The organism is Pseudonocardia parietis (assembly GCF_017876315.1).
Lineage (GTDB): Bacteria > Actinomycetota > Actinomycetes > Mycobacteriales > Pseudonocardiaceae > Pseudonocardia > Pseudonocardia parietis.
Genome location: NZ_JAGINU010000001.1, coordinates 5,140,307 through 5,165,663, shown reverse-complemented (window position 1 = coordinate 5,165,663; position 25,357 = coordinate 5,140,307). Strand labels below are relative to the sequence as shown.

Below are 25,357 nucleotides of genomic sequence, written 5' to 3'. Positions count from 1 at the left end.
GCAATCGGTTACGGCGGGCAGACGACCGGCTCGGCCGGAGCCCGGCCGTCGAGCAGCGCGCGATCGACGATCGCCGTCACGCACGGCGTGCGGGGGTAGGCGCCGGTGCCGGCGCCCTCCCACCGGACCAGCCGCCCGTTCCCGAGCTGCTCGGCGGTCCGTTCCGCGCCGCTCTGCGGCGTGCGGGGGTCGTGCGCGGTGCCCAGCACCAGCACCGGCGGGGAGGGGTTGCCCTGCGGCGTGGCCGGGACGACCGGCCCACCCGACGGCCACGGCCCGCACGCCACCAGGTCCTGGGCCGCGGCGACGCCGAACAGCGGGAAGCGACCGGCCCAGTCCGCGGCCCGGTCCGCCGCCTCGCCGGGGGTCGCGCGGACTCTGCTGTCGTTGCACCGGGTGGCCAGGGCGGCGTCGAACCGGCCCTGGGGGCCGCCGATCGGGGCCAGGAGCCGGACGAGCCCGGCCGCGTCGCCGGCATCGGCCGCGGCGAGCGCCGCCTGCAGCTCCGGCCACCGGGCGGGCTGGGACAGCACCGCGCGCACGGCCCGCACCGTGGCGCCCGCGGTGACCGTGTCGCCGTCACCGACCGGGAGCGCGGTGCCGGTGAGCCGGTCGAGCAGGCCCCGCACGGTCGCGCGCGGGTCGGGACCGAGTGGACAGTCGGGTCCGGCGGCGCAGGCGGTGGCGAAGTCGTCGAACGCGGCCTCCGCGGCGGCGGTGGCGGCCTCGGTGCGCGCGGGGTCGTCGAGCCCGGGGTCACCGGGCCCGTCGAGGACGACCCGGCCGACGGCGTCGGGGTGGCGGGCCACCCAGCCCGCGACCGCATCGGCGCCGTCCCCGATGCCCAGCAGGTTCAGCCGCGCCACGCCGAGTGCGCTGCGCAACGACTCGAGGTCGTCGGCCGAGCTGGCGGACTTGAAGCTGGTCAGCGTGCCGGACAGCAGCAGGTAGCAGTCCTGCACGATGGCCCGCGACCGATCCAGCAACGCCGACATCGCGGCTTCGTCACGGCGGTCGGGGCCGGCGTCGAGCAGCGCGGCGCGGGCGTCGGCGGGTGCACAGTCGAGCAGGTCCTCGCCGGCGCCGCGGCGGTCCATCCCGATCACCTGGTAGCGCGCCAGGACGGCGTCGGGCAGCTGTGCGGCGAGCGTCGCGGCGGCCCGCGCGGAGCCGTCGACGCCGGTGTCGCCGAGCACGACGAGCGCGGGCAGGTCGGCGGCCGCGCCCGGCGTCGTCACCCGGGTCAGGCCGAGCCGGGCCGGGCCGAGGTCGGGACGGCCGCGGTCGGCGGGCACGGTGAGCCGCCCGCAGCCGATCTCCAGCGCGCGCCCGGCCGGGACCGGCGTGCCGGCCGCGGACAGCCCGGCGAGGACGTCGTCGGTGCAGTCGCCGAACACGGGTCCGCCCCGGACCGGCTCGGTCCCGGGCAGCAGGTCCGGGTCGGCGGGCGGCTGGGCGGCCGCCGAGGGGGGAGCGGCCGGCAGGTGCTCACCGCGCACGGCGACCGGCGGGCGCTGCGACGGCCCGACGGCGCAGCCGGCGAGCAGCGCGAGTGCGCAGAGCAGGACCAGCCCGGTGACGCTGCGGCGGGACCACCGCACCCGCGGGTGCCCCGTCCACCGCCGCACGCCTCGCCTCCCGGTACCGGACCGCCCGGGTGCGGACCCACCGCGCCCCGTTTCACCGGCCGATTCTGCCCGGCACCGGGTGAGAACCCGGTGAGACCGGGCGGCTCAGGCCTGATGTTCGCTCCGCAAGCGTCGCTCAGGCCTGATGTTCGCTCCGCAAGCGTCGCTCAGCGAGCCGTCCAGCCGCCGTCCTGGCTCAGCGACGTCCCGGTGATCGACGCCGACGCCGGGCCCCACAGCAGCGCGGCCAGCTCGGCGGTCTCCGACGGCTCGATCAGCCGCTTCACCGCCACCGGGGTGAGCATGATCTTCTCGACGACCTCGTCCTCGGAGATCCCGTGCGTGCGAGCCTGGTCGGCGATCTGTGCCTCGACCAGCGGGGTGCGCACGTAGGCCGGGTTGATGCAGTTGCTGGTGACGCCGTGCTCGGCGCCCTCCAGGGCCGTCACCTTGGACAGGCCCTCGAGGCCGTGCTTGGCCGAGACGTAGGCCGACTTGTACGGCGAGGCCCGCAGCCCGTGCGCGCTGGAGATGTTCACGACCCGGCCCCAGCCGCGGGCGTACATGTGCGGCAGCGACCGGCGGATCAGCCGGAACGGCGACTCGAGCATCAGGCGCAGGATGTTCGAGAACGTGTCCGGGTCGAACTCCTCGATCCGGGAGACGTGCTGGCGGCCGGCGTTGTTGACCAGGACGTCGACGTCGCGCGGGAGCCCTTCGACGGCGTCGAGGTCGGACAGGTCGCAGCCGAGCGGCGTGATCAGGTCGTTCGTGGCGGCCAGGGCCTCGACCCGCCCGGCGTCGAGATCGACCGCGTAGACCGCGGTACCGTCGGCCGCCAGGCGGCGGGCCACCGCGGCGCCGATTCCGCTTCCGGCACCGGTGACCAGGGCTTTCTTGCCGTCCAGCAGTGCGTTCATGGGCCCGACCGTACGTCGCCCGGCGGGCCCGGCGGCTGTGAGCCGGATCATGCCGGGCGACGTGGGACCGACCGGCTCAGGTGACCCGCGGACCGGTGCGGGGGGCGGAGTCGAGCTCGAGCCGGACGGCGACCGGCAGGTCCGCGAGACCGAGCGAGTCCCGCACCTGGCTCAGCACCTCGGCGTCGAGGCGGCGGCAGATCTCGGCGACCTCCGCGTCGGCGACGTCCTCGTCGATCCAGACGGTGGCCCGCACCGCCGGTGCCGACGCCCTGCCGACCATCCGGGCGCGGGCCCGGGTGACCCCGGGCAGAGCCGCGGCACCGTCGGCGACCGCGTCCGCGGCGGCCGAGGAGTCGATCCGGATCTCGGTGCCGGCGCCGCCGTCGAGCACCAGGTCGGGGCGGGTCTCCGGACGCAGCGCCCGGGCGGCCCAGAGCAGGCCGAGGACGAACAGCAGCAGGCCGAGGACGAGCGCCACGACCAGGGCCGCCGTCGCGTTGGCGACCAGGAACTCCTGGATCATCGGGTCAAACACCGGCCGCTGCGGCCGGTTCGCCCCGAAGACGCCGGTGACCAGCAGGACGGTCGCCACGCCTGCGGCGAGCAGCAGCAGCCCGAGCAGGGTGAGCCCCCACCGGGCGCCGCCCGCCGAGCGGTGCTGCGCCTTCCGGGCGGCCTTCGCGGCCCGGCGCGGGTCGCCCGACGCGACCGGCCGGGTGTCGTCCGACGGCTGCGGGCCACCGGATCCGGTCTCGACCGGGGTGGTGTCGGCGGCCATCTCAGCGCACTCCCTTCGACGTGCCCGGCTGCTCCGGGTCGGCGCGGACGGTCAACCGGGGTCGGCGCGCCAGCGGCAGCGCGTCCAGTACGCCGGACGCGGCGGTGCGGGACTCGTCACGGAGCTCGCCGCCGTCGCCCCGGCCACGGGCCCGCACGACGACGGACCTCGCCGACGCGGTGACCGACGCGGCGGTGACCGGGTCGAGCGCCCGGACCCGGCTGCCGACCAGGCGGGCCAGCACCCGGGGCGCGGTCGCCACGGTCAGCCCGGGCGAGGGCGAGGTCATGGCGATGTCGTGGCGCCGGGAGAGCAGGCCGACGGCCAGCAGCAGGGCGCCGACGACGATCGCGGCGACCGCGATCCAGAGCACCGGTGCCGCCGTCCACCGGACGGTCGCGACGGTCGTGTGCCAGTCCCGCCACGGGACGAGCAGGCCGGCGCCGGTACCGGGGCTCAGCCAGGCCGCGACGACTTCGACGACGAGCAGCAGCCCGAGCGCGGCGACGGCCAGGCTGATCAGCGGCGCGAGAACGCGGAGCAGGATGCGCACGGCGCTCACCTGCCTTTCTGTCGGTGGGTGCTAGCGCACCCGAGCTGTCTCCGGCCGTGACGCCCGGTCGGACTGCAGGGCGTCGACCTCGACGGTGAAGCGGCCCAGCCGGTGCCCGGTCATCCGGAGCAGGTCCGCGGCGATGCGCTCCCGGACCTCGGCCACGGCGGCCCGCACGGGGGTGGGGTAGGCGAGGGTCAGCCACAGCCGGACGTCGACCTCGTCCGCGGTGCGCGCGACGACCTTGGCGCTCGGCCCGGCGTCGCCGACCCCGAGGCCGGCCACCCGGCGGGTCCGGTGCCGGGTCGACGGTGCGATGTCGGCGGCGTGTTCGACGATCTTCCGCAGGACCGACGGGTCGACGTCGAGCGCGCCACGTTCCTCGGGCTCGGCGAGCGCGGTGCCCATGCTCGTTCCGCCTGCTTCTCTGGTCACCGGTCGCGACCGCGGCCGAGGAGGCCGCTGACGTCCAGCTCGCCGTCGAGCACCCGCCCGACCAGCAGGCCGATCGCGCCGAGCACGAGGGTGATGACGAAGACCAGGAAGCCGCCGGTGGCGCCGGCGATCCCCAGCAGGAGACCCGCCAGCAGGCCGGTCTGGGTGGCGTTCATGAGTTCCTCCGGGAGGGAGTCAGGAGTCCGGGTGGCGGGTGGTGCCCGGCCGGTCGACCCGCGGGTGTGCGCGGTGGCGGCGGACGGTGCGGATCAGGGCGACGAGTACGCGGGTCGGCAACGACAGGTCCGGGACGATCTCGATCGGGGCGTCGTAGCGCCGGTCGTCGGGACTCGCCCGGGATCCGTGCGCGACGCCGTCGGGACCGCCCGGGTCCCATCCGGCGGCCATGGCCCGGAACCGGGCCAGCCCCGCCTTGAAGACCTCCGGGTCACCGCCGCGGTCCGGGTGATGGGTGCGGACGAACGACCGGTAGGCCGCGCGCTGCTCGGGGGTGAGCCCGCCGCGGGCGTCCCGTCCGTCCATCCGTACCTCCGCCTGCGCGATCATGTGCCGCCGGCTCCGCGGTCGTCGCCGGGGATCTCCACGTCGGAGACCGTGACGTCGATCGGGACGTCGCCGACGAGCGGGGCGATGCTGCGGCGCAGCGCGGCGACGGTAGCGGGGATCGGCCGGTCGAGGGTCAGCACCACCCCGACCTCCACCCGCTCGCCCACGTGCACACCGACCAGCCGGCGCCCGGGCAGCCAGGTGGCGACCGTGCCGAACATCCCGCCGTCGAGGCGGGCGACGGCCGGATGCGCGGCGACGGCGTCGGCCACCAGCTCGGCCAGCGCGGCGGGAGCCGGGTCGCGCTCGGCCCCCGCCGCTGCCTCTGCCGCGGCCTCGGCGGCACCGGGCGGACCGGTGACGACCGCGGCGGGGGAGCGGGGCGACTCGGGCCCTGCCGGGGACGGGGGCACCGTCACTCCACGACGCGGCCGGTCGCGGCGGGCGCCGGGGCCTGGTCCTGCTCGTCGTCGTCCGAGGCGAGGTGGATGTCGTTCACCGAGATGTTGACCTCGATGACCTCGAGCCCGGTCATCCGCTCGACGGCGCCGATCACGTTGCGCCGCACGGCGGTGGCCAGGTCGGCGATGGAGACGCCGTACTCGACGACGATGTCCAGGTCGACCGCGGCCTGCTTCTCGCCGACCTCGACGTGCACACCGGCGACGTTGGACGCACCGGTGGAGCCGCCGCCCGGGATCCGCTCGCGCAGCGCGCCGAACGCACGCGACGCGCCGGAACCCATGGAGTGCACCCCGGAGACCTCGCGGGCCGCGATGCCGGAGATCTTCTGCACGACCGAGGCGGCGATCGCGGTCCTGCCCTGGCCGGTGCCGTCGCCGGCCTTCGCCGGGCTCGAGCCGGAGGTCGGGGTCGGGGCGGTGGAGGTCATGTCCTGCTCCTCTCGTGACGACGGGCCGGCGCGGGCCCGCGCCACCGTGGTCGCTCTGCGTGCGGTGTCGCCTGTGGGATGCCCGTACCGGCGGTGTCCTCACGGGACTTCACCCGTTCGGCGGACGTGGACTCTCGTCGCTGCGGAGGTAGTGCAGGAGCAGGGTCCCGTCGTCGGCGGCGGTGTGCCCGGCGAGCCGCATCCCGCGCGGGGGTACGGCCGCGGCCGGTCCGGCCGCGATCCGCCCGGCCGGGCCGCCGACCAGCACGGGGACCAGGGTGAGCCGCAGCTCGTCGACGGCGTCCGCGGCGACCAGCGTCCCGAGCAGGGTCGGCCCGCCCTCGCAGAGCACGTCGTGCAGGCCGCGCCTGCCGAGCTCGGCGAGCAGGGTGGCCGGCGCGAGATCAGGCAGGACGACGACGTCGGCCCCCGCGGCGCGCAGCGCGTCCCGGCGGACGCCGGGGGCGCCGGCGGTGGTCAGCACGATCGGTGCGGTGACGGTGTCGGTGAACAGTGACGCGGCCGGGTCGAGCGCCGCCGACCCGGTGACGACGGCGACCGGCGGGGGCGGCGCGGGCGCCGGGTCGTCCGCGGTGGGGCGTCGCGGCCGCACGCCGCGGTAGTCCTCGTCCCGCGCGGTACCCGCCCCGACCAGGACGACGCCGGCGGCGCGGCGCAGTGAACGGAACAGTGTGCGGTCGGCGGGCGTGCTGAGCCCCCGGGAACCCGCCCCGCCCGCCACGACGGCGCCGTCCAGCGACGAGACCATGATCGCGGTGATCCGGGGGCGCGGCTGCACCCGGCGAGCATGCCGGGAACGGCCGCGATGTGAGCCACGGGGTGTTCTGTCGTAGGGCAGCCTCACTTATGGTGAGCCGAGCCGCGCCGACCGGGCGCGTGTGGAACCGATGCGCAGGGAGTCCACCGAAGGTGAACGCGATCCGCGTCCGGCCCGGTCCCACGGGGGCACCGGCGCCGCCGAGGAGATCGATGCGGCGACGCCGGTTGATCGGGCTCGCCGCGCTGGCCGTCTCCCTGGTCGTCGCGGTGCTGGCCGGCATCGCGATCGGTACCAAGGTCATTCCGGTGGGCGACGTGTTCTCCGCGCTTCTCGCACCGACCGGGACCGAGAACGACGTGGTGATCCGCTCGCTGCGGATCCCGCGGACGGTGCTCGGGGTACTGGTCGGGATCGCGCTCGGCCTGGCGGGTGCCCTGGTGCAGGGCTTCACCCGCAACCCGCTCGGTGACCCCGGCCTGCTGGGTGTGAACGCCGGTGCCGCGTTCTTCGTGGTCTGCGGCATCTACCTGTTCGGCGTCACCTCGCTGTTCGGCTACGTGTGGTTCGCCTTCGCCGGGGCTCTGGTCGCCAGCGTCGTGGTGTTCACGATCGGGACCCGGGCGCCGGGCGGGGCGACGCCGGTGTCGCTGGCCCTGTCCGGCGCCGCGGTGGCCTTCCTGCTGCAGGCGCTGACCTCGTCGGTGGTGCTGCTCGATGAGGACAGCCTCGACGCCTACCGCTTCTGGAACGTCGGCTCGCTGGCCGGGCGGGACGCCGACGTGGCGAGCCAGGTGGTCTGGTTCATCGTGATCGGGGCGCTGCTCGCGCTGGCCAGCGCGCCCGCACTGAACGCGCTGTCGCTCGGCGACGACGTCGCCGCCTCGCTCGGTCACTCGGTGCGCCGGACCAGGACGGTCGGCGTCCTCGCCATCACCCTGCTGGCCGGGGCGGGGACGGCGGCCTGCGGACCGATCATCTTCCTCGGCCTGGTCGTGCCGCACATCGTCCGCTCCTTCACCGGGCCCGACTACAGATGGTTGTTACCGGCGTCCGGGCTCGCCGGGGCGGTGCTGCTGCTGCTGGCCGATGTCATCGGGCGGGTCGTGGCGCGACCCGGCGAGCTGCAGGTCGGCATCGTGGTCGCGCTGCTCGGCGCGCCGTTCTTCATCGCGCTCGTGCGGCGCCGGAAGCTGGGGGCGATATGAGCGCCGAGCCGCCGGGCACCACGGTGCTCGTCCCCGGTCGCCGGCCGCTGCGCTACCGGGGCACGTCGCTGGTCCTGCGGATCCGGCCGATCGTCGTCTTCGTGGCCTGCGCCGTCGTCCTGGTGCTCGCGGCGGCGGTCAACCTGGGCCGCGGCGACTACCCGATCGGGATCACCGACGTCCTGCTGACGCTGTTCGGTGGCGGCGACGCGGGCCAGCAGCTCGTCGTCCTCGACCTGCGGCTGCCGCGCACCCTGGTCGGCGCGCTGGTCGGCGCCGCGCTCGCGATCTCCGGCGCGATCTTCCAGGCGATCGCCCGCAACCCGCTCGCCAGCCCGGACATCATCGGCATCCAGATGGGTGCCTCCGCGTGCGCCGTCTTCGTGATCGTCCTCGGCGGCGGCATGGCCGGGGTCGGTGGCCTGTTCGCCGCGCTCGGCATCCCGCTCGCGGCACTGGCCGGTGGCCTGATCAGCGCCACCGTCATCTACCTGCTGGCCTGGCGGCAGGGCATCCAGGGGTTCCGGCTGGTGCTGGTCGGCATCGGCATCAACGCGGTACTGCTCGCCGGGGTGAACTGGCTGCTGACCGTCGCGCAGATCTACCAGGCCGCGCAGGCCCAGGTCTGGCTCAACGGCAGCCTCAACGCGCGCAGCTGGAACGAGGTGCTGCCGCTGTCGGTGACCATGCTGCTGCTGGTCCCCGCCGCGTTCGTCCTCGTCCACGTCCTCGGTGCGCTGCGCTACGACGACGACACCGCCCGGGGCCTCGGTGTGCGGATCAACCGCGACCGGACACTGCTGCTGCTCGTCGCCGTCGGCCTCGCCTCGGTGGCCACCGCGGCGGCCGGCCCGATCGCGTTCGTCGCCCTGGTCACCCCGCAGATCGCCCAGCGGCTGTGCCGGACCGGGACCCCGCCGCTGGCGGTGTCGATGATCCTCGGGGCCGCGATGACCGTGGTCGCCGACGTGATCGCCCGGACCGCGCTCGGCGACATCGAACTGCCGGTCGGCATCATCACCGCCGTACTCGGTGCGCCGTACCTGCTCTACCTGCTCGCCCGTCCCCGTCAGGAGGCTCGCGCATGACCTCGACACACCTGGACCGAGCGGTGACACCGGTGCCCGAGGGCGAGGTCCGGCTGCGGGCCGAGGGGATCTCGCTCGGCTACGGCGCCCGGACCATCGTCGAAGGCCTCGACCTGGAGGTGCTGCCGGGCGCGGTCACCACGGTCATCGGGCCGAACGGCTGCGGCAAGTCGACCGTGCTCCGCGCGCTGGGCCGGTTGCTGCCCGCCCGGGCAGGCCAGGTCGTGCTGGACGGCAAGCGGATCGACAAGACCCCGACCCGTGATGTCGCCAAGGTGCTCGGCATCCTGCCGCAGTCGCCCGCGGCCCCGGAGGGGCTGACCGTCGGGGACCTGGTCGCTCGCGGCAGGCACCCGCACCAGGCCTGGTACCGCCAGTGGTCGGGTGACGACGAGGAGGCCGTCGCCGAGGCGCTCGCCTGGACCGGGCTGTCCGATCTCGCCGACCGCCCGGTGGACGAGCTCTCCGGCGGGCAGCGCCAGCGCGCCTGGATCTCGATGGCGCTCGCCCAGCAGACCGACCTGATGCTGCTCGACGAGCCCACCACGTTCCTCGACCTCGCCCACCAGGTCGACGTCCTGGAGCTGGTCCGCCGGCTGCAGTCCGAGGCCGGCCGGACGGTCGTCATGGTGCTGCACGACCTCAACCTCGCCGCCCGCTACGCCGACCGGCTGGTCGCGATGAAGGACGGCGCGATCGTCGCGGCGGGTGCACCCGCGGAGGTGATCACCGAGGAGATGCTGGCCGAGGTGTTCGGGCTGCGCGCCCGGGTCATCCCGGACCCGGTCACGGGCACCCCGCTGGTCGTCCCGGCCGCGGGGCCGTCGCTGCGCCCGAGCCGATGATCACGCGTCGTCCGAGCCGGTGATCACGCGTTGAGGAGTGCAGCGTTCGCCACACGGGCGCGGCGCTCCTCAACGCGTGATCACCGCGTGAGCACCGGGATCAGCCGAGCACCGTCCGGCCGATGATCTCCTTCATGATCTCGTTGGTGCCGCCGTAGATCGCCTGGACGCGGGAGTCGACGAAGGCGCGGGCGATCGGGTACTCGAGCATGTAGCCGTAGCCGCCGTGCAGCTGCACGCAGCGGTCGACGACCCGGTTCTGCAGGTCCGAGCACCACCACTTGGCCTTGGCGGCGTCGGGCACCGACAGCTCGGACTCCACGTGCTCGCGGATGCACCGGTCCACGAAGATCCGCGCGATCGACACCTCGGTGTCCATCTCCGCGAGCTCGAAGCGGGTGTTCTGGAAGTTCGCCACCGGCCTGCCGAAGGCCTTGCGCTCCTTGGTGTAGTCCACGGTCATCCGCACCGCGGCCGCGGCGCCCGCCACCGAGCCGACGGCGATCGACAGCCGCTCCTGCGCCAGGTTCTGCATCAGGTAGACGAAGCCCTGCCCGACCTCACCGAGCCGGTTCGCGTCCGGCACCCGGACGTCGGTGAACGACAGCTCCGCGGTGTCCTGGGCCTTCATCCCGACCTTCTTCAGCCGGCGCCCGCGCTCGAAGCCCGCCATGCCGCGCTCGACCACGAACAGGGTGAAGCCGAGGTGCTTGGCGTCCGGGTCGGTCTTCGCGACGACGACGACCAGGTCGGCCAGGATACCGTTGGTGATGAAGGTCTTCGAGCCGTTGAGGATCCAGTCGCCGCTCTCGTCCTGCTTGGCGTTGGTGGCGATGCCCTGCAGGTCGGAGCCGGTCCCGGGCTCGGTCATCGCGATCGCGGTGATCAGCTCGCCGGAGCAGAAACCGGGCAGCCACCGCTTCTTCTGCTCCTCGGTGGCGAGGCGGAGCAGGTAGGGCGCAACGACGTCGTTGTGCAGCGGGAACCCGATCCCGCTGGCCCCGGCCGCGACGATCTCCTCGTCGAGGATCGCGTTGTAGCGGAAGTCGTCGACCCCGCCGCCGCCGTACTCCTCCGGGACGTCCGTGCCGAGCAGGCCGGCCGCACCGGCCGCGGTCCAGACCTCGCGGTCGACCTGGCCCTCCTCCTCCCACCGCTCGTGGTGGGGAACGATCTCCTTCGCGATGAAGGTGCGGCAGAGGTCCCGGAACGCGTCGTGATCGTCGTCGAAGATGTCGCGCTGCATGGCGCGAGTCTCACATACTCGTCGGTAACCTCGGGCGTCCGCACGGGCCGCCCCTGACCCCCTCGTGCCGTAGGCTCCGCCGGGTGCGCATCGTCGACGTCGCCGCGAACGTCTGGGACCGGGTCGTCGTCGGGCACCTCGCCGACCTCGAGCGGATGCCGCGCGACGCGCTGGTCGGCTCGCCCGCCGGGATCCTGTACCGGTACCGCCCGCTGTCCGGTGTGGATCCGTCCGGGGGAGCCCCGGTGCTGCTGGTCCCGCCGCTGGGGGCTCCGGACTTCGCCTACGACCTGCGCCGCGGATGCTCCCTGGTGGAGCACCTGCTGCGGCAGGGCCGGGCCGTCTACCTGATCGACTACGGCCCCAAGTCGTTCTCCGACCGGACACTCGGCATCGAGCACTGGGTGGACGAGCTGCTGCCGACGGCGATCCGCGAGGTCGCCTCGACCGAGGACGACGACGTCCACCTCGTCGCGTGGTCGCTGGGTGGGATCTTCGCGCTGCTCACCGTCGCCGCGGCGGTGCAGGGCCGGACGCCGCTCCCGGTGCGCAGCATCAGCACGATCGGCACCCCGGTCGACATCTCGCGGGTCCCGCTGGTGGCGCCGCTGCGCCCGCTCGCCGAGGTCGCGGGCGGCCGGATGGTCTCCTCGGTCTACCGCGGGGTCGGCAGCTTCCCGGCCCCGGTGGTGAGCTGGGTGTTCCACCTGACCGCCGTCGACAAGCTGGTCACCCGGCCGCTGGCGGTGCTGTCCCGGATCGACGACCGCGACTGCCTGGCCCAGATCGAGGCCGTCGACCACCTGATGAACAACATGCACGGCTACCCGGGCCGGGTGTTCGGGCAGATCTTCCACCTGCTGCTGCGCGGCAACGACCTCGCCGCCGGTGGCCTGCGCCTGGCCGGGCGGGACGTGGAGCTGTCCGACGTGGACGTCCCGGTGCTCGTCGTCGCCGGCCGCGACGACGTCATTGCCCCGCTCAAGGCCGTCCGCAGCGCGGTCCCGCTGCTCACCGGCAGCCCGGAGGTCCGGTTCAGCACGGCCCCGGGCGGGCACCTCGGCGTCCTCACCGGCCGCCGGGCCCGCGACACCACCTGGCCGGAGCTGGACCGCGCCCTGGCGGACTGGGATGCGACCGGCGCCGGGCGGGGCGACGCGGACGGCGGGCGCCGGGGCGATGTCGACGGCCGCGACGCCGGCGGGGCTACGGACGCGCCCGTTGCGGGCGCCTGACCTCGGGCTCCCGTCATCGCGGCTGTCGCACGCCTGGGTGGGGCGGCCTCACGCCCGGTGCCTCGGCCTCACGCCCGTTGGCGTTGCCTCACGCCCGTTGGCGTTGCCTCACGCCCGTTGGCGTTGCCTCACACCTGTTGGCGTTGCCTCACACCTGTTGGCGTTGCCTCACACCTGTTGGCGTCGCTTCACACCCGTTGCAACAGGTGTGAGGAGGCGCCAGGGGGTGTGAACCTGGTGTCGCATCCGTCCGCGGCCGGGCCGGTCGCACGGGCCGCGCCGGCCCCGCACGCCCCGCACGCCCCGCACACCCCGCTCGCCCGCGGCGCTCGCCGCCCGCCCGGCCTTGACCGACTAGCTCACTAAGTGATTTAGTCACTTTATGACCACGGGGGAGACGCTGTCGGAGCGGCTGGCCGACGACATCATGCAGATCATCCGGACCGAGCGACTGGCGCCGGGTGACCAGCTGGCGTCGTCCCGCGATCTCGCGCGGCGGTTCGAGGTCACCACCCCGACGGTCCGCGAGGCGCTGCGCCGGCTCGAGGCCACCGGGGCGGTCGAGTTCCGGCACGGCTCGGGCACCTACGTCGGTGACGGGGTCGACCGGCGCCTGCTCGCCAACCCGCACCGGCCGCTCAGTACCCCGGACAGCGTGCTCGAGCTGGTGGAGGCCCGGCTCGTCGTCGAACCGCCGATCGCGGCCGCGGCGGCCCGGACCCGGGACGAGGCCGGGCTCGCGATGCTGACCGACAGCGTCACCAACGCGCTGCACCCGCCCCGCGGCGACCTCCGCCCGGCGGTGCACTTCCACGTCGCGCTCGCCGCCACCAGCGGCAACACGCTGCTGCGGGAGACGGTCGAGGCGCTGCTGCACGTGCGGGCACGGGACCAGATCGAGATCCGGCACCGCTACGACGACCGCGAGCGCGACCACGCCGAGCACGTCGAGCTGCTGGCGGCGGTCCGCGACGGTGACGCCGCCCGGGCGGAACAGCTCACCCGGACCCACCTGGAGTCGATCCGGTCGGCGGTGCGGTCGTGACCCGGCGGCTCGCCGAGATGACGACGGTCGAGGCCGCGGCCGCCGTCGTCGACAGCCCGGTGGTGCTGCTCCCGGCCGGCGCGTTCGAACAGCACGGGCCCGGCCTGCCGCTGGCCACCGACCTGGTCCGGGCCGAGGCGGTCACCGACCGGGTGGTCGCGCGGCTGGACGGGCGGGCGGTCATCGGCCCGGCGCTGCCGGTCGGGGTCTCGCCGCACCATCTCGCGTTCGCCGGCACGGTCAGCCTGAGCACGGCGACGTTCGCGGCCGTCGTGCGGGAGTACGTCGACGGCCTGTACCGGCACGGCTGGCGCAAGATCCTGGTCGTCACCGGGCACGGCGGGAACGACGCCACGCTCACCGCGGTGGCGCAGGACCTGCTCGTCACCCGGCCCGACCTGCAGTTCGCCTGGAGTCCGCTGACCCCGCTGGCCGCCGACGTCGTCGCGTCGGCGGAACCGCCGGAGATCAGCGGGCACAGCGGCGAGGCCGAGACCGCGCAGATGCTCGCGCTGGCGCCGGAGCTCGTCCACACCGACCGGATGGCAGCCGGCACCACGCGGCTGTCCGAACTGGATGCGCTGGGCGAGCTCGCCCGGCGGCGCGGCGGCCCGAAGCTCACGCTGAGCTACGAGCGCCTGTCCGGCAACGGGGTCCTCGGTGACCCCCGCCGGGCCGATCCGGAGCACGGCGAGGCGATCGTCGAGGCGATCGTCACCCGGATCACCGACTTCGTCAGGGCCTGGCTGAAGGCCTGACCCCCACCCACCACCGGCGACAGCACTCCCGTATCCCGCGGCGGCACCATGCGGTGCCCCCGCCGACCGACCCTGCCCCGGAACGACGGGGCAGGGCCAGAACCGGCCGTCGACGACGCCGTCCGAAGGGGAACCAGCATGTCCGCAACCACCCGACCACGGCGCCTGCTCGGCGCCGTCGCCTGCCTGGCCGTGGTCGCCGCCGGCCTGACCGCCGGCGCGGCGAGCGCCGCAGCCCAGGACGCCACGAAGATGCCCCTCACGGGCCGCAGCCCGGGGTGCGCCGCGGCGTCCCCGCTCGAACCGGGGACCAGTACCGACCGGACGCTCGAGAGCGGCGGGATCACCCGCACCGTCCGCGTCCACGTCCCGCCGGACTACACCGCGGACCGGGCGTGGCCGGTCGTGCTCGTGTTCCACGGCCGCGGCAACAGCGGCCCGACGACCGAGGAGTTCTCCGGACTCTCCCGGCTGCCGGCGATCGTCGCCTACCCCGACGGCGTCCCCGGCGGGGAGGGCAAGCGGGCGTGGCAGGGCGCGTCGTACTCGGCCCCCGGCGTCGACGACGTCGCCTTCACCGCCGACCTGCTCGACGACCTGGAGTCGACGCTCTGCGTCGACACCGACCGGGTGCACGCCACCGGCAAGTCCAACGGTGGTGGCTTCACCGAGATCCTCGCCTGCCGGATGTCCGACCGGATCGCCTCGATCGCACCGGTCGCCGGCGCCTACTACCGGGCCGGTGAACCGCCGTGCGAGCCCGATCGGGCCGTGCCGGTGCTGGCGATCCACGGTACCGGCGACGCCACGATCCCCTACACCGGCGACGCCGACCGCGGGCTGCCCGCGATCCCGGCGTGGGTCGAGGGCTGGGTGCGGCGTGACGGGTGCGGGCCGGAGCCCGCGAGCACCCGGATCGAGCCGGACGTGACCGTCTCGACCTGGTCGGGCTGCACCGAAGGGGCCGAGGTGGCACACGTCGCCGTCGACGGCGGCGGGCACACCTGGCCGGGCGCCGACGCCTACAGCGGCGGCGGGCACACCACGCAGACCATCGAGGCCACCGACCTGATCGGGCGCTTCGCCGCCCGGCACACCCTGGGGTCGTCGTGAGCGCGCCGGCGGGCGAGACCCGCCCGGCCGGCCAGGACGACGGGCAGCGGGAGCTGCCGCGGATCGTCCGGGCGATGGCGGTGGTGGAGCGTGCCGGAAACGCGCTGCCGCACCCGTTCTGGCTGTTCTGGGTGCTGTCCGCGATCCTCGCCGTGATCAGTGCGGGGCTCGCCGCCGCGGGGGTGTCGGTGATCGCCCCGGACGGCGAGCAGGTGGTCGTGCGGAACCTGCTCTCCGGTGACGGCATCGCCATGGCCGTCTCCTCGATGATCGACAACTTCGCCGAGTTCCCGCCGATGGCCACGATCGTCACGGTCATCATGGGCGTCGCCGTGGCCGAACGCAGCGGGTTGCTGGCCGCCGCGATGCGGGTCGGCGTCGCGCGGGTCCCGGCCTCGCTGGTGGTGTTCGCGGTCGCGTTCGCCGGCACCGTCGCGCACGTCGCCTCCGCGGCGGCCTACGTCATCCTCGTGCCGCTGGGCGGGCTCGCGTTCCGGGCGGTCGGCCGGTCGCCGATCCTCGGCATCGTCGTCGCCTACACCGCGATCGCGTCGGGCTACGACGCGAGCCCGGTGCCCACCCCGAACGACGCGATCTTCGCCGGGATCACCACGGCGGCGGCCCGGATCGTGGATCCGTCGGTGACCGTCTCGCCGGTGAGCAACTGGTTCTTCAACATCGCCTCGTCGGTGGTGCTGGCGCTGGTGATCACCCTGATGACCCGGCTGGTGCTCGCGAAGCGCACCGATCTCCACGTCGATCCGGACGCCCCGGACGACGACCTCGGCCGGCTCCGGCTCGAGCCCGCCGAGCGGGCCGGGCTGCACCGGGCCGGCTGGGTGCTGCTCGCCGCGCTGGTCCTGCTGACGGCCGCGGTACTGCCCGCCTGGTCACCGCTGCGCGGCGAGGCGGGCGGGATCGTGGAGTCGCCGCTGATCGAGGGGATCGGCGCGGTGATCGCGCTGCTGTTCGGCCTGCTCGGCATCGTCTACGGCCGCCGCGCCGGGACGATCACCTCCGGGGCCGACGTCCCGAAGCTGATGGCCGACGGCATCAAGCAGATGGCGCCCGTGCTGGCGCTGTTCTTCGCGATCGCCCAGTTCCTCGCGTACTTCGACTGGTCGCACGTCGGCGACGTGCTCGCGGTGGTCGCCGCGGACGGGTTGCGCACCACGGGCATCCCGATCCCGGTGGTGTTCCTGATGGTGCTGGCCGTGCTCACCGTGGTGAACGTGATGATCACCAGCGGGTCGGCGATGTGGTCGATCGCCGCACCGGTGATCGTGCCGATGCTCATGCTCGTCGACGTCCCGCCGGAGACCACCCAGGCGCTGTTCCGGATCGCCGACTCCGGATCGACCGCGGTCACGCCGATGAGCCCGTACTTCGTGATGGCGCTCGGCTTCCTGCAGCGGTACCGCAAGGACGCCGGCATCGGGACGCTCGCGTCGTACACGCTGCCGCTGGCGATCGCGATGACGCTGGTGTGGACGGCGCTGTTCCTCACCTGGTGGACGCTGGGAATCCCGCTCGGGCCCGGTGCCCCGGTGCGCTGAGGAGGTCCGGGGCCGTCGGGGACAATCGCGGTGTGCGCTACCTCGACGGCCTCGGGTCCACGCCGAAGCCGTGGTCGGTGATCGGCCTCGGCACCTGGCAGTTCGGCTCCACCGAGTGGGGCTACGGCACGGACTTCGCGGGGGAGGCGGACCGGATCGTCGCCCGTGCCCGTGAGCTCGGGATCACCGTGTTCGACACCGCCGAGCTGTACGGGTACGGCCGCAGCGAGCGCATCCTCGGCGACGCCCTGCGCACGGCCGGTGGCACGGACGACGTGGTGCTCGCCACGAAGTTCCTCCCGGTGCTGCCGCTGGGTCCGGTGCTGCAGCAGCGCGCCGTCGCCTCCGCCGAACGCCTCGGCGTCTCCACCATGGACCTCTACCAGGTGCACAAGCCGCACCCGGTGCTCGGCGACGGCTCCGCGATGCGCGGGATGGCGGCGCTGCGCCGGATCGGGCTGGTCCGCGACGCCGGGGTCTCGGCGTACTCCCTGGACCGCTGGCGCCGTGCCGACACCGCGCTCGGCGCGCCCGTGTTGTCGAACCAGGTCGAGTTCAGCCTGCTGCGGCCCGAGCCGGCCGACGACCTCGTGCCGTACGCGGCGGCGCACGACCGCGTGGTCATGGCGTACAGCCCGCTGGCCCAGGGCCTGCTGACCGGTCGCTACGACGAGACCTACCGGCCGTCGAACCCGGTGCGGCGCAACACCGCCTGGCTGCCGGAGAACCTGCGGGCGCTGCGCCCGCTGCTCGACGCGCTGCGTGACGTGGCCTCCGCGCACGACGCGACGCCCGCGCAGATCGCGCTCGCCTGGGTGGTGCACCACCCGAACACGGTCGCGATCCCGGGGGCGTCGAGCGTCGCCCAGCTGGAGTCGAACGCGGCGGCCGCGGACCTCGCGCTCACCGCCGCCGAGCACGCCGGGCTCGCCGCCGCCGCGCGGCAGGTGCACCGCACCATCGGCCCGCGGGCGTTCCCGGCGCTGGCCCGGGACCTGCTCACCGGCCACTGACCCGGGCCCGGCCGCACGCCCGGCGGCCCGCTGCCGCGAACGGGGCCGAATTCCGTTAGCGTGCCAAACGAGAGAGGTCTATCGTCGCCGTCATGGTGGCGCCCGTCGGTACCGGATCCCGTGTCGCACATGACCGGGCGGTGGAGCAGATGCGCCGTGCCCGGGCCGGGGCCGGCCGGGTCCAGCTGGGCAAACCGTCGTCGAACCTGTTCCGGTTCGGTGATCGGGACACCGGGCGCGGCGTCCGCCGGCTGGACACCTCCGCCCTCGACGGCGTGCTGGAGGTCGACCCGCAGGCACGAACCGCCCAGGTCCAGGGCATGGCCACCTACGAGACGATCGTCGCCGCGACGCTGCCGCACGGGCTGATGCCGCTGGTCGTCCCGCAGCTCAAGACGATCACCCTGGGCGGCGCGGTGACCGGGCTCGGGGTGGAGTCGTCGTCGTTCCGCAACGGCCTGCCGCACGAGTCGGTGCTGGAGATGGACGTGCTGACCCCGGCCGGGGAGCTGCTGCACGTCACCCCCGACGGCGAGCACGCCGACCTGTTCGCGGCCTTCCCCAACTCCTACGGGACGCTCGGCTATGCGGTCCGCCTCGTCGTCGAACTGGCGCCGGTACGGCCGTTCGTGCAGCTCACCCACCACCGGTACACCACCGCGGACGCAGCGGCGACGGCGATCGAGGAGCTGTCCGGATCGGACGCCGACTTCCTCGACGGTGTCGTCTTCGGGCCCGGCGAGCAGTACCTGACCACGGGACGGTTCGTCGACGCCCCGATGCCGGGTGCGCGGATCTCCGACTACACCGGGCAGGAGGTCTTCTACCGGTCGCTGCAGCGGCGCCCGGTCGACCACCTGACGGTCCACGACTACATCTGGCGCTGGGACCCGGACTGGTTCTGGTGCTCGCGCGCGTTCGGTGTCCAGCAGCCGCTGGTGCGCAGGTTCTGGCCGCGCCGCTACCGGCGCTCCGACGTCTACCGCCGCCTGGTCGCCCTCGACCAACGTTTCGGAGCCTCCAACCGGGTACGCGAAGCCCTGGGTGGAACGGCCGAGGAGATGGTCGTCCAGGACGTCGAGGTCCCGGTCGAGCGGCTCGCGGAGTTCCTCGAGTTCTTCCACGAACAGGTGCGGATCTCGCCGGTGTGGCTGTGCCCGATGCGGTTGCGTGGCGAGCGGTCCTGGCCGCTGTACCCGATGGAGCCGGGCCGGCTCTACGTCAACGTCGGGTTCTGGTCGTCGGTACCGGAGCGGCCGGGGGACCGGTGGGCGCACAACCGGCTGGTGGAGGAGAAAGTCGCTGGGCTCGGCGGGCACAAGTCGCTGTACTCGACCGTGCACTACGACGAGGACGAGTTCTGGGGGCACTACGACGGCGCGGCGTACCGGGCGGTGAAGCAGCGTTACGACCCGGACGGGTGCGCGCCCGACCTGTATCGGAAGGTGACCGGCCGCTAGAGCGGCGGGTTCGGAGGGAGGAGTTCAGCGATGACGGGAGTGCTGGAGCGACCGCAGGTGACGACCGAGCCGGTCGCCGGGATCCTGGCCCGGGTGCTCGGACGGGCACCGGAGCTGCGGGTCGAGGCGTTCGACGGTTCGGCCGCAGGCCCGCCCGACGCCCCGGTGACGCTGCGGGTCACCTCACCGCGGGCACTCGCCCGGCTGGTGAACGCACCCGGTTCGCTGGGGCTGGCCCGGGCGTACGTGACCGAGGAGATCGACGTCGACGGCGACCTCTACACCGCGCTGCGCGCGATGGCGGAGGTGACGCTGCACTCGATCCCGCGTGCGGAACAGCTGTGGCTGGCCCGGCGGCTGCTGCCGTACTGGCGGGAGTACCGGATGCCACCGCCCGACCTGGAGGCGCGGCCGAAGGGGCTGCTGCACTCCAAGCGCCGGGACTCGCAGGCGATCTCGCACCACTACGACGTCTCGAACCGGTTCTACGAGCTGGTCCTCGGCCCGTCGATGACCTACACCTGCGCCACCTACCCGGACGCCGCCGCCACGCTCGAGCAGGCGCAGGCCCACAAGTACGAGCTGGTCGCGGCGAAGCTGGACCTGAAGCCGGGGATGCGCCTGCTCGACGTCGGCTGCGGCTGGGGCGGGATGGTGCGCCACGCCGCAGCCGAGCACGGGGTGCGCGCGCTCGGCGTCACGCTGTCGCGGGAGCAGGCGGCGTGGGGGCAGGCGGAGATCGAGCGTCAAGGGCTCGGTGACCTGGCGGAGGTGCGCCATCTCGACTACCGCGACCTCCCGGACGGGGTGTACGACGCCGTCTCCTCGATCGGCCTCACCGAGCACATCGGCAAGGCCAACGTCGACGCGTACTTCCGGGCGATGCAGGCCAAGCTGCGCCCCGGCGGGCGGATGCTCAACCACTGCATCACCCAGCCGCACAAGCCCGACCACCGGCACACCGACGCGTTCATCCGCCGCTACGTCTTCCCGGACGGCGAGCTCGAGCCGGTCGGGACGCTGGTGACGGCGATGAACGAGGCCGGGTTCGAGATCCGGCACGAGGAGAACCTGCGCGAGCACTACGCCCTGACCCTGCGGGACTGGGGCGCCAACCTGGAGCGCAACTGGGCCGGCGCCGTCGCCGAGGTCGGGACCGGGCGGGCCCGGGTCTGGCGGCTCTACATGGCCGCCTGCCGGCTGGGCTTCGAGCTGAACAACATCCAGCTGCACCAGGTGCTGGGCGTGAAGCTGCACGACGACCGGTCCTCCGGCTTCCCGCTGCGGGGGGCCCACGGGGCCTACTGACCCGGTTCGCCGCCGCGCCCGGTCAGGCGTGCCGCTTCACGTACTCGACCAGGCCGGGCATGGCGGCGACGAGCAGCTCGTGGACCTCGGTGAAGCCGTCCGGGCCGCCGTAGTAGGGGTCGGGGACCTCGGCGTCGTCGGGGGCGGCCGGGTCGAACGAGCGCAGCAGGCGTACCCGCCTCGGGTCCGGGACCGAACGCTGCAGCGACCGCAGGTGGCCTGCGTCCAGGGCGACCAGCAGGTCGGCGGAGAGGATCTCGGCGTCGACCTGGCGGGCGCTGTGGGCGACGTCGTAGCCGTGGGCGGTGAGCACCTCGGCGGCGCGGGTGTCCATCGGCGCCCCGATGTGCCAGTGCCCGGTACCGGCGCTGGCCACCCGGACGCGGTCGTCGAGACCGATCGCCTCGACCTCGGCGGCCAGCATCTTCTCGGCGATCGGGGAGCGGCAGATGTTGCCGGTGCAGACGAACACGACGTTCACGGGGATCCCTCTCGGGGGAGCGCGGGTACGGACGTCGACGCTGACCCGGCCATTGTCCCCCATCCGGCCGCGCCGGGCGCCCGCCGGGCTCGGGTGGTGCGGGGCGGCGCGAACCGTCCGCCGTAGGGTGACCGGATGCCGTTCGATCACCACCCCGCCGGTCGCGGGCCCGGTGACCCGGGTGCGCACGACCTGCGCCACCACGGCGACGCCGAGGCGTCCGACGGCCTCGTCGACTTCGCCGTCAACGTGATCGGGGACGGCCCACCGCCGTGGTTGCGGGACAGACTCGTCGGCACCCTCGACGGTCTGGGCCGCTACCCGCGCGCCGACCACGACGCCCGGGCCCGCGAGACCGCCGCCGCCCGGCACGGTCGCGCGCCGGGGCAGGTGCTGCCGCTGGCCGGCAGCGCGGAGGGTTTCGCGCTGCTCCCGGCACTGCGCCCGCGCCTGGCCGCCGTCGTTCACCCCGGCTTCACCGAGCCGGAGGCCGTGCTGCGCGCGGCCGGGGTGCCGGTCGTCCGTGTCCTCACCGACCCGGCGAGCGGGCACGCGCTCGATCCGCGGGCCGTCCCGGCGGAGGCCGATCTCGTCGTCGTCGGGAACCCGACGAACCCGACCGGGGTGCTGCACCCCGCCGCCGACGTCCGCGCCCTCGCCCGCCCGGGCCGGGTGCTGCTGGTCGACGAGGCCTTCGCCGACGCGGTGCCGGGTGAACCGGAGACCCTCGCCGGTGACACCGGGCTCGACGGCCTGCTGGTGTTCCGGTCGCTGACCAAGACGTGGGCGCTGGCCGGGTTGCGAGCCGGGTACGCGCTCGGCGACCCGGAGCTGCTGGCCCGCCTCGCCGCGCCGCGCCCGCCGTGGCCGGTGTCGACGCCCGCGCTCGAGGCGATCGTCGCCTGCTGCGAGCCGGAGGCGCTCTCGGCCGCCGACCAGAAGGCCCGCGAGCTGGCCGCCCACCGGGTGTCGATGACCGCGGCGCTGTCCGGGATCGAGGGCGTCGCCGTCCAGCCGGGCCAGGCCCCGTTCCTGCTGCTGCACCTGCCGGACGACACCGGCCACGACGTGCGACGGCTGCTGCGCGCGGCCGGCATCGCGGTCCGCCGCGGGGACACCTTCCCCGGCCTGGGCCCCGACCACGTCCGGGTCGCCGTGCGTCCACCGGAGGTCGCCCGCCAGCTCGTCGACGAGCTCGACGCCGCCCTGCGCGCGCTGGTCGTCCCGGCATGAGCACGCTGCGCGACGTCCTGGACGTGCTCGAGTCCGCCTACCCGCCGGACCTCGCGATGGACTGGGACGCCGTCGGGCTGGTCTGCGGCGACCCCGCCGAGACCGTGGAGAAGGTCCTGTTCGCCGTCGACCCGACCCCGGAGACGGTCGACGAGGCGATCGGGACCGGCGCGCAGCTGCTGGTCACCCACCACCCGCTGCTGCTGCGCGGCGTGCACGGCGTCGGCGCCGACACCCCGAAGGGCGCGCTGCTGCACCGGTTGATCCGGTCCGGGGTCGCGCTGTTCACCGCGCACACCAACGCCGACGTCGCGGACCCCGGCGTCTCCGACGCGCTCGCCGCCGCACTCGGCCTGGCGGTCGACGGTCCCCTCGAACCGGACCCCGCCCCGGCGCTCGACAAGATCGTCACGTTCGTCCCGGTCGGTCCGGCCATCGCGCAGGTGCACACCGCGCTGTCCGACGCCGGCGCCGGGAACGTCGGCAACTACTCGCACTGCTCGTTCGCCACCGCGGGCACCGGCCAGTTCCTCCCGCTCGACGGCGCCGTCCCGGCGATCGGCGAGGTCGGGAAGCTGGAGCGGGTCGCGGAGACGCGCCTGGAGATGGTGCTGCCGCGGTCGCGCCGCCGCGCGGTCCTCGCCGCGCTGCGCGCCGCGCACCCCTACGAGGAGCCCGCGTTCGACCTGCTGGAGATGGCGCCGGTGCCGTCGGCGCGCGGGCTCGGCCGGGTCGGGACGCTGCCGCGCTCCGAGCCGTTCGCGGAGTTCACCCGGCGCGTCGCGCGCGCCCTGCCCGCGACGGCGTGGGGTGTGCGCGGGGCCGGCGACCCGGAGCGCGAGATCCGCCGGGTCGCGGTGTGCGGCGGGGCGGGCGACTCGGCGCTGGACACCGCGGCCCGGGCCGGCGTCGACGCCTACGTGACCGCCGACCTGCGGCACCACCCGGCGGTCGAGCACGCGCTCGCCGGAACCGGCCCGGACGGGCCCGCCCCGGCACTGGTCGACGTCGCGCACTGGGCGTCCGAATGGCCGTGGTGCGGCCAGGCGGCCGACGTGGTGCGCTCGGCGCTCGGCGGTAGCGTCGCGGTGTCCGTGTCCCGGCGGCGCACCGATCCCTGGACCACTGCTGCGACATCATCCGACCCGGAGGCGAGTTCATGAAGGCCGACCCCACTGCTCAGGCGAAGCTGCTCCAGCTGGCAGAGGTGGACGCCGAGCTCGGCCGGCTCGCCCACCGGCGCAAGACCCTCCCCGAGCACCAGCAGCTCGCCGAGGCCGAGCAGCGGGTGCGGGACGCGCAGGACGCCGTCGTCCGCGCCGAGACCCGGGCCGGTGACCTGGACCGGGACATCGCCCGGCTGGAGCGTGACGTCGAGGGCGTCCGGTCCCGGGTCGAGCGCGACCGGTCGCTGCTGTCCGGCTCGGGCGTCAACGCCAAGCAGGCGACCGAGCTGCAGCACGAGCTCGACACCCTGGCCCGCAGGCAGGGCGTGCTGGAGGAGGAGCAGCTCGAGATCATGGAGGAGCGCGAGGCGGTCGGCGTCGAGCTCGACCACGCCGCCGGGGAACGGAAGACCGCCGAGGACGAGGTCGCCGAGGTGACCGGTCGCCGCGACACCGTCGTGGCCGATCTCGACGCCTCCCGGACCGGCCGCGACCGGGCCCGTGGCGAGCTGGTGGCCGTGCTGCCCGCGGACCTGCTGGCCGACTACGAGCGGCTCCGCGCGCGCGGGCAGGTGGGGGCGGGCGCGCTGAGCGAGTCGCGGTGCGGTGCGTGCCGGCTCGAGCTGGACCGCACCTTCCTCAGCCAGATCCGCGGGAAGCCGGCCGACGACGTGGCGCATTGCGAGGAGTGCGGGGCGATCCTGGTGCGTGCCAAGTGAAGCTGGTCGTCGAGGCGGACGGCGGGTCGCGCGGCAACCCCGGTCCGGCAGGCTACGGCGCGGTCGCGCTCGACGCCGGTCGCCGCCAGGTGCTGGCCGAGGTGTACGACGGCCTGGGCACCGCCACCAACAACGTCGCCGAGTACCGCGGATTGATCGCCGGCCTGACCGTCGCCCGGGAGCTGGGTGCCACCGAGGTCGAGGCCCGGATGGACTCGAAGCTGGTCGTCGAGCAGATGAGCGGGCGTTGGAAGATCAAGAACGATGCGCTGCGGCTGCTCGCCGAACAGGCCCGCGCGCTGGTGAAGGAGTTCGACACCGTCACGTTCACCTGGATCCCGCGCGCGGAGAACGCCCTCGCCGACGACCTCGCCAACCGGGCGATGGACGGCGGGTCGAGCCCCTCGCTCGATCCGGTGGTGGCGGCCGGGCCGGTCCCGAAACCGGCCGCGGTGCCGACCGAGGAGGCCGCGGCGGCCTGGACCGGTCAGGTCGGCACGCCGGTGCGGATGATCCTGCTGCGGCACGGCCAGACCGCGCTGTCGATCGAACGCCGCTACTCCGGGCACGGCGACCCGGAGCTCACCGAGGCCGGCCAGGCCCAGGCCGTCGCGGCGGCCCGGACGATCGCGGCACGACTGCGCAAGCAGGGCGTCGAGCCGGCGGCTGTGCTGTCGTCGCCGTTGCGCCGTGCCCGGCAGACCGCGGCCGCGGTCGCCGAGACGACCGGCGCGCCGCTGCGGGTCCGCGACGCCCTGATCGAGACCGACTTCGGTGGCTGGGAGGGCCTCACCTTCGCCGAGGCCCGGGAGCGCGACGCCGAGCTGCACGGCCGCTGGCTGGGCTCGGCCGACGTCGAACCGCCCGGTGGGGAGAGCTTCCGCGCCGTGGGGAAGCGGGTCGAGGCGGAGCGCAGCCGGATCGTCGAGGAGTTCCCCGGTGAGACGGTGATCGTGGTCAGCCACGTGACACCGATCAAGATGCTGCTGCGAGACGCGCTCGGCGCCGGCGACGAGGTGCTCTTCCGGATGCACCTGGACCTGGCGTGCACCAACATCGCCGACTTCTACCCGGACGGCGGGGCCTCGGTCCGGCTGGTCAACGACACGTCGTATCTGGGCTGACGGCTCGGGCTCAGCGGGGCGCGCATACCACCCCGCTCCGGCGCCCCGCACGCCGGGGGTCGTACTGGATCGATACCGGCATGGCCCGATCGGGCGGTGTCCGCTGCGGACCGTTGTTCCGCTGCCCCGACCGGGCGATGATCAATCGGCACCGTACGGGGCGGGCGGCGTACGGAGCGTGATGTCTCGGAGTCGCGGGGAACGG

General features: G+C 74.4%; 27 protein-coding genes. 15 read left to right on the top strand and 12 right to left on the bottom strand.

Annotated elements, in window-relative coordinates:
- Window positions 1–8: 8 nt before the first annotated feature.
- The 10 genes from JOF36_RS24250 to JOF36_RS24205 all read right to left on the bottom strand — a co-directional run bounded on the left by JOF36_RS24250 (window position 9) and on the right by JOF36_RS24205 (window position 6,575).
- On the bottom strand, window positions 9–1,628 hold the full coding sequence (locus JOF36_RS24250; RefSeq protein WP_210031074.1) for an alpha/beta hydrolase: 1,620 nt from the start codon (window positions 1,626–1,628) through the stop codon (window positions 9–11).
- Window positions 1,629–1,795: 167 nt separating this feature from the next.
- Window positions 1,796–2,548, bottom strand: coding sequence for a 3-hydroxybutyrate dehydrogenase (locus tag JOF36_RS24245; protein ID WP_210031073.1), 753 nt, complete (start codon window positions 2,546–2,548; stop codon window positions 1,796–1,798).
- A 76-nt stretch (window positions 2,549–2,624) separates the two neighbouring features.
- Complete coding sequence (locus JOF36_RS24240; protein WP_210031072.1) at window positions 2,625–3,329, bottom strand: alkaline shock response membrane anchor protein AmaP; 705 nt, start codon at window positions 3,327–3,329, stop codon at window positions 2,625–2,627.
- Window position 3,330: 1 nt separating this feature from the next.
- Window positions 3,331–3,882 carry a DUF6286 domain-containing protein gene (locus JOF36_RS24235; protein WP_210031071.1) on the bottom strand — a complete coding sequence of 184 codons (552 nt, stop codon included), beginning with the start codon at window positions 3,880–3,882 and terminating at the stop codon, window positions 3,331–3,333.
- A gap of 30 nt (window positions 3,883–3,912) precedes the next feature.
- On the bottom strand, window positions 3,913–4,317 hold the full coding sequence (locus JOF36_RS24230) for an Asp23/Gls24 family envelope stress response protein (protein WP_210031069.1): 405 nt from the start codon (window positions 4,315–4,317) through the stop codon (window positions 3,913–3,915).
- Window positions 4,314–4,493 carry a hypothetical protein gene (locus JOF36_RS24225; RefSeq protein ID WP_210031067.1) on the bottom strand — a complete coding sequence of 60 codons (180 nt, stop codon included), beginning with the start codon at window positions 4,491–4,493 and terminating at the stop codon, window positions 4,314–4,316. Before JOF36_RS24225 ends, JOF36_RS24230 begins: the two co-directional genes overlap by 4 nt.
- A 19-nt stretch (window positions 4,494–4,512) precedes the next feature.
- Window positions 4,513–4,860, bottom strand: a complete 348-nt coding sequence (locus tag JOF36_RS24220) for a hypothetical protein (protein ID WP_210031065.1) — start codon at window positions 4,858–4,860, stop codon at window positions 4,513–4,515.
- 20 nt (window positions 4,861–4,880) lie between these two features.
- Window positions 4,881–5,297, bottom strand: coding sequence for a hypothetical protein (locus tag JOF36_RS24215; RefSeq protein ID WP_245350964.1), 417 nt, complete (start codon window positions 5,295–5,297; stop codon window positions 4,881–4,883).
- 2 nt (window positions 5,298–5,299) lie between these two features.
- Entirely contained in the window at window positions 5,300–5,776 is a 477-nt protein-coding gene (locus tag JOF36_RS24210; protein WP_210031064.1) for an Asp23/Gls24 family envelope stress response protein, read from the bottom strand.
- 109 nt (window positions 5,777–5,885) lie between these two features.
- On the bottom strand, window positions 5,886–6,575 hold the full coding sequence (locus JOF36_RS24205) for a dihydrofolate reductase family protein (RefSeq protein WP_307862569.1): 690 nt from the start codon (window positions 6,573–6,575) through the stop codon (window positions 5,886–5,888).
- 191 nt (window positions 6,576–6,766) lie between these two features.
- Between JOF36_RS24205 and JOF36_RS24200 the strand changes: the two genes are divergently transcribed.
- From JOF36_RS24200 to JOF36_RS24190, 3 genes are read left to right on the top strand one after another with little or no spacing between them, the layout of a single operon-like run.
- A complete protein-coding gene (locus tag JOF36_RS24200; protein ID WP_245350963.1) occupies window positions 6,767–7,762 on the top strand; it encodes a FecCD family ABC transporter permease in 996 nt (331 codons plus the stop codon).
- On the top strand, window positions 7,759–8,850 hold the full coding sequence (locus JOF36_RS24195; RefSeq protein ID WP_210031062.1) for a FecCD family ABC transporter permease: 1,092 nt from the start codon (window positions 7,759–7,761) through the stop codon (window positions 8,848–8,850). Before JOF36_RS24200 ends, JOF36_RS24195 begins: the two co-directional genes overlap by 4 nt.
- Window positions 8,847–9,695, top strand: a complete 849-nt coding sequence (locus JOF36_RS24190) for an ABC transporter ATP-binding protein (protein ID WP_210031061.1) — start codon at window positions 8,847–8,849, stop codon at window positions 9,693–9,695. Before JOF36_RS24195 ends, JOF36_RS24190 begins: the two co-directional genes overlap by 4 nt.
- A 100-nt stretch (window positions 9,696–9,795) precedes the next feature.
- On the opposite strand, the gene JOF36_RS24185 is transcribed toward JOF36_RS24190, so the two are convergent.
- Window positions 9,796–10,941 (bottom strand): acyl-CoA dehydrogenase family protein, encoded by a 1,146-nt coding sequence (locus JOF36_RS24185; RefSeq protein WP_210031060.1) that lies wholly within the window; start codon window positions 10,939–10,941, stop codon window positions 9,796–9,798.
- Window positions 10,942–11,030: 89 nt separating this feature from the next.
- Between JOF36_RS24185 and JOF36_RS24180 the strand changes: the two genes are divergently transcribed.
- The 8 genes from JOF36_RS24180 (at window position 11,031) to JOF36_RS24145 (ending at window position 20,429) form a co-directional block, all read left to right on the top strand.
- Window positions 11,031–12,176 carry a polyhydroxyalkanoate synthase family protein gene (locus JOF36_RS24180; protein WP_307862761.1) on the top strand — a complete coding sequence of 382 codons (1,146 nt, stop codon included), beginning with the start codon at window positions 11,031–11,033 and terminating at the stop codon, window positions 12,174–12,176.
- Between the two features lie 382 nt (window positions 12,177–12,558).
- Window positions 12,559–13,221 (top strand): FadR/GntR family transcriptional regulator, encoded by a 663-nt coding sequence (locus JOF36_RS24175; protein WP_210031054.1) that lies wholly within the window; start codon window positions 12,559–12,561, stop codon window positions 13,219–13,221.
- Complete coding sequence (locus tag JOF36_RS24170) at window positions 13,218–13,979, top strand: creatininase family protein (RefSeq protein WP_307862568.1); 762 nt, start codon at window positions 13,218–13,220, stop codon at window positions 13,977–13,979. The genes JOF36_RS24175 and JOF36_RS24170 overlap by 4 nt, the downstream gene beginning before the upstream one ends.
- A 138-nt stretch (window positions 13,980–14,117) precedes the next feature.
- Window positions 14,118–15,092 carry a CE1 family esterase gene (locus JOF36_RS24165; protein WP_245350962.1) on the top strand — a complete coding sequence of 325 codons (975 nt, stop codon included), beginning with the start codon at window positions 14,118–14,120 and terminating at the stop codon, window positions 15,090–15,092.
- Window positions 15,089–16,648 (top strand): AbgT family transporter, encoded by a 1,560-nt coding sequence (locus JOF36_RS24160; RefSeq protein ID WP_372447407.1) that lies wholly within the window; start codon window positions 15,089–15,091, stop codon window positions 16,646–16,648. The genes JOF36_RS24165 and JOF36_RS24160 overlap by 4 nt, the downstream gene beginning before the upstream one ends.
- Window positions 16,649–16,680: 32 nt before the next feature.
- The gene (locus tag JOF36_RS24155; protein WP_210031053.1) at window positions 16,681–17,661 is read left to right on the top strand and encodes an aldo/keto reductase; all 981 of its coding nucleotides are present in this window, start codon (window positions 16,681–16,683) and stop codon (window positions 17,659–17,661) included.
- Window positions 17,662–17,753: 92 nt separating this feature from the next.
- Window positions 17,754–19,121: an FAD-binding oxidoreductase gene (locus JOF36_RS24150; protein ID WP_210031051.1), complete on the top strand. Its 1,368-nt coding sequence runs from the start codon at window positions 17,754–17,756 to the stop codon at window positions 19,119–19,121.
- 30 nt (window positions 19,122–19,151) lie between these two features.
- Entirely contained in the window at window positions 19,152–20,429 is a 1,278-nt protein-coding gene (locus JOF36_RS24145; protein WP_210031050.1) for an SAM-dependent methyltransferase, read from the top strand.
- Between the two features lie 22 nt (window positions 20,430–20,451).
- On the opposite strand, the gene JOF36_RS24140 is transcribed toward JOF36_RS24145, so the two are convergent.
- Window positions 20,452–20,910 (bottom strand): low molecular weight protein-tyrosine-phosphatase, encoded by a 459-nt coding sequence (locus JOF36_RS24140; protein ID WP_307862567.1) that lies wholly within the window; start codon window positions 20,908–20,910, stop codon window positions 20,452–20,454.
- A gap of 135 nt (window positions 20,911–21,045) precedes the next feature.
- Here JOF36_RS24140 and cobC point away from each other — a divergent pair, with 135 nt between their 5' ends.
- From cobC to JOF36_RS24120, 4 genes are read left to right on the top strand one after another with little or no spacing between them, the layout of a single operon-like run.
- Window positions 21,046–22,143 (top strand): Rv2231c family histidinol phosphate aminotransferase CobC, encoded by a 1,098-nt coding sequence (gene cobC / locus JOF36_RS24135; RefSeq protein WP_210031048.1) that lies wholly within the window; start codon window positions 21,046–21,048, stop codon window positions 22,141–22,143.
- Window positions 22,140–23,306 carry a Nif3-like dinuclear metal center hexameric protein gene (locus tag JOF36_RS24130; RefSeq protein WP_210031047.1) on the top strand — a complete coding sequence of 389 codons (1,167 nt, stop codon included), beginning with the start codon at window positions 22,140–22,142 and terminating at the stop codon, window positions 23,304–23,306. The genes cobC and JOF36_RS24130 overlap by 4 nt, the downstream gene beginning before the upstream one ends.
- The gene (locus JOF36_RS24125) at window positions 23,303–24,028 is read left to right on the top strand and encodes a zinc ribbon domain-containing protein (protein WP_210031045.1); all 726 of its coding nucleotides are present in this window, start codon (window positions 23,303–23,305) and stop codon (window positions 24,026–24,028) included. The genes JOF36_RS24130 and JOF36_RS24125 overlap by 4 nt, the downstream gene beginning before the upstream one ends.
- 2 nt (window positions 24,029–24,030) lie before the next feature.
- A complete protein-coding gene (locus tag JOF36_RS24120) occupies window positions 24,031–25,152 on the top strand; it encodes a bifunctional RNase H/acid phosphatase (protein ID WP_210036197.1) in 1,122 nt (373 codons plus the stop codon).
- The last annotated feature ends 205 nt before the right edge of the window (window positions 25,153–25,357 follow it).

What these genes read in the sequence shown, in the direction of transcription:
- JOF36_RS24190 (WP_210031061.1), top strand. Translation starts at nt 8,847, where the DNA reads ATGACCTCGACACACCTGGACCGAGCGGTGACACCGGTGCCCGAGGGC.
- JOF36_RS24165 (WP_245350962.1), top strand. Translation starts at nt 14,118, where the DNA reads ATGTCCGCAACCACCCGACCACGGCGCCTGCTCGGCGCCGTCGCCTGC.
- JOF36_RS24225 (WP_210031067.1), bottom strand. Translation starts at nt 4,493, where the DNA reads ATGAACGCCACCCAGACCGGCCTGCTGGCGGGTCTCCTGCTGGGGATC.
- JOF36_RS24210 (WP_210031064.1), bottom strand. Translation starts at nt 5,776, where the DNA reads ATGACCTCCACCGCCCCGACCCCGACCTCCGGCTCGAGCCCGGCGAAG.
- JOF36_RS24125 (WP_210031045.1), top strand. Translation starts at nt 23,303, where the DNA reads ATGAAGGCCGACCCCACTGCTCAGGCGAAGCTGCTCCAGCTGGCAGAG.
- JOF36_RS24150 (WP_210031051.1), top strand. Translation starts at nt 17,754, where the DNA reads ATGGTGGCGCCCGTCGGTACCGGATCCCGTGTCGCACATGACCGGGCG.
- cobC (WP_210031048.1), top strand. Translation starts at nt 21,046, where the DNA reads ATGCCGTTCGATCACCACCCCGCCGGTCGCGGGCCCGGTGACCCGGGT.
- JOF36_RS24185 (WP_210031060.1), bottom strand. Translation starts at nt 10,941, where the DNA reads ATGCAGCGCGACATCTTCGACGACGATCACGACGCGTTCCGGGACCTC.
- JOF36_RS24130 (WP_210031047.1), top strand. Translation starts at nt 22,140, where the DNA reads ATGAGCACGCTGCGCGACGTCCTGGACGTGCTCGAGTCCGCCTACCCG.
- JOF36_RS24200 (WP_245350963.1), top strand. Translation starts at nt 6,767, where the DNA reads ATGCGGCGACGCCGGTTGATCGGGCTCGCCGCGCTGGCCGTCTCCCTG.
- JOF36_RS24245 (WP_210031073.1), bottom strand. Translation starts at nt 2,548, where the DNA reads ATGAACGCACTGCTGGACGGCAAGAAAGCCCTGGTCACCGGTGCCGGA.
- JOF36_RS24220 (WP_210031065.1), bottom strand. Translation starts at nt 4,860, where the DNA reads ATGGACGGACGGGACGCCCGCGGCGGGCTCACCCCCGAGCAGCGCGCG.
- JOF36_RS24175 (WP_210031054.1), top strand. Translation starts at nt 12,559, where the DNA reads ATGACCACGGGGGAGACGCTGTCGGAGCGGCTGGCCGACGACATCATG.
- JOF36_RS24195 (WP_210031062.1), top strand. Translation starts at nt 7,759, where the DNA reads ATGAGCGCCGAGCCGCCGGGCACCACGGTGCTCGTCCCCGGTCGCCGG.
- JOF36_RS24240 (WP_210031072.1), bottom strand. Translation starts at nt 3,329, where the DNA reads ATGGCCGCCGACACCACCCCGGTCGAGACCGGATCCGGTGGCCCGCAG.
- JOF36_RS24145 (WP_210031050.1), top strand. Translation starts at nt 19,152, where the DNA reads ATGACGGGAGTGCTGGAGCGACCGCAGGTGACGACCGAGCCGGTCGCC.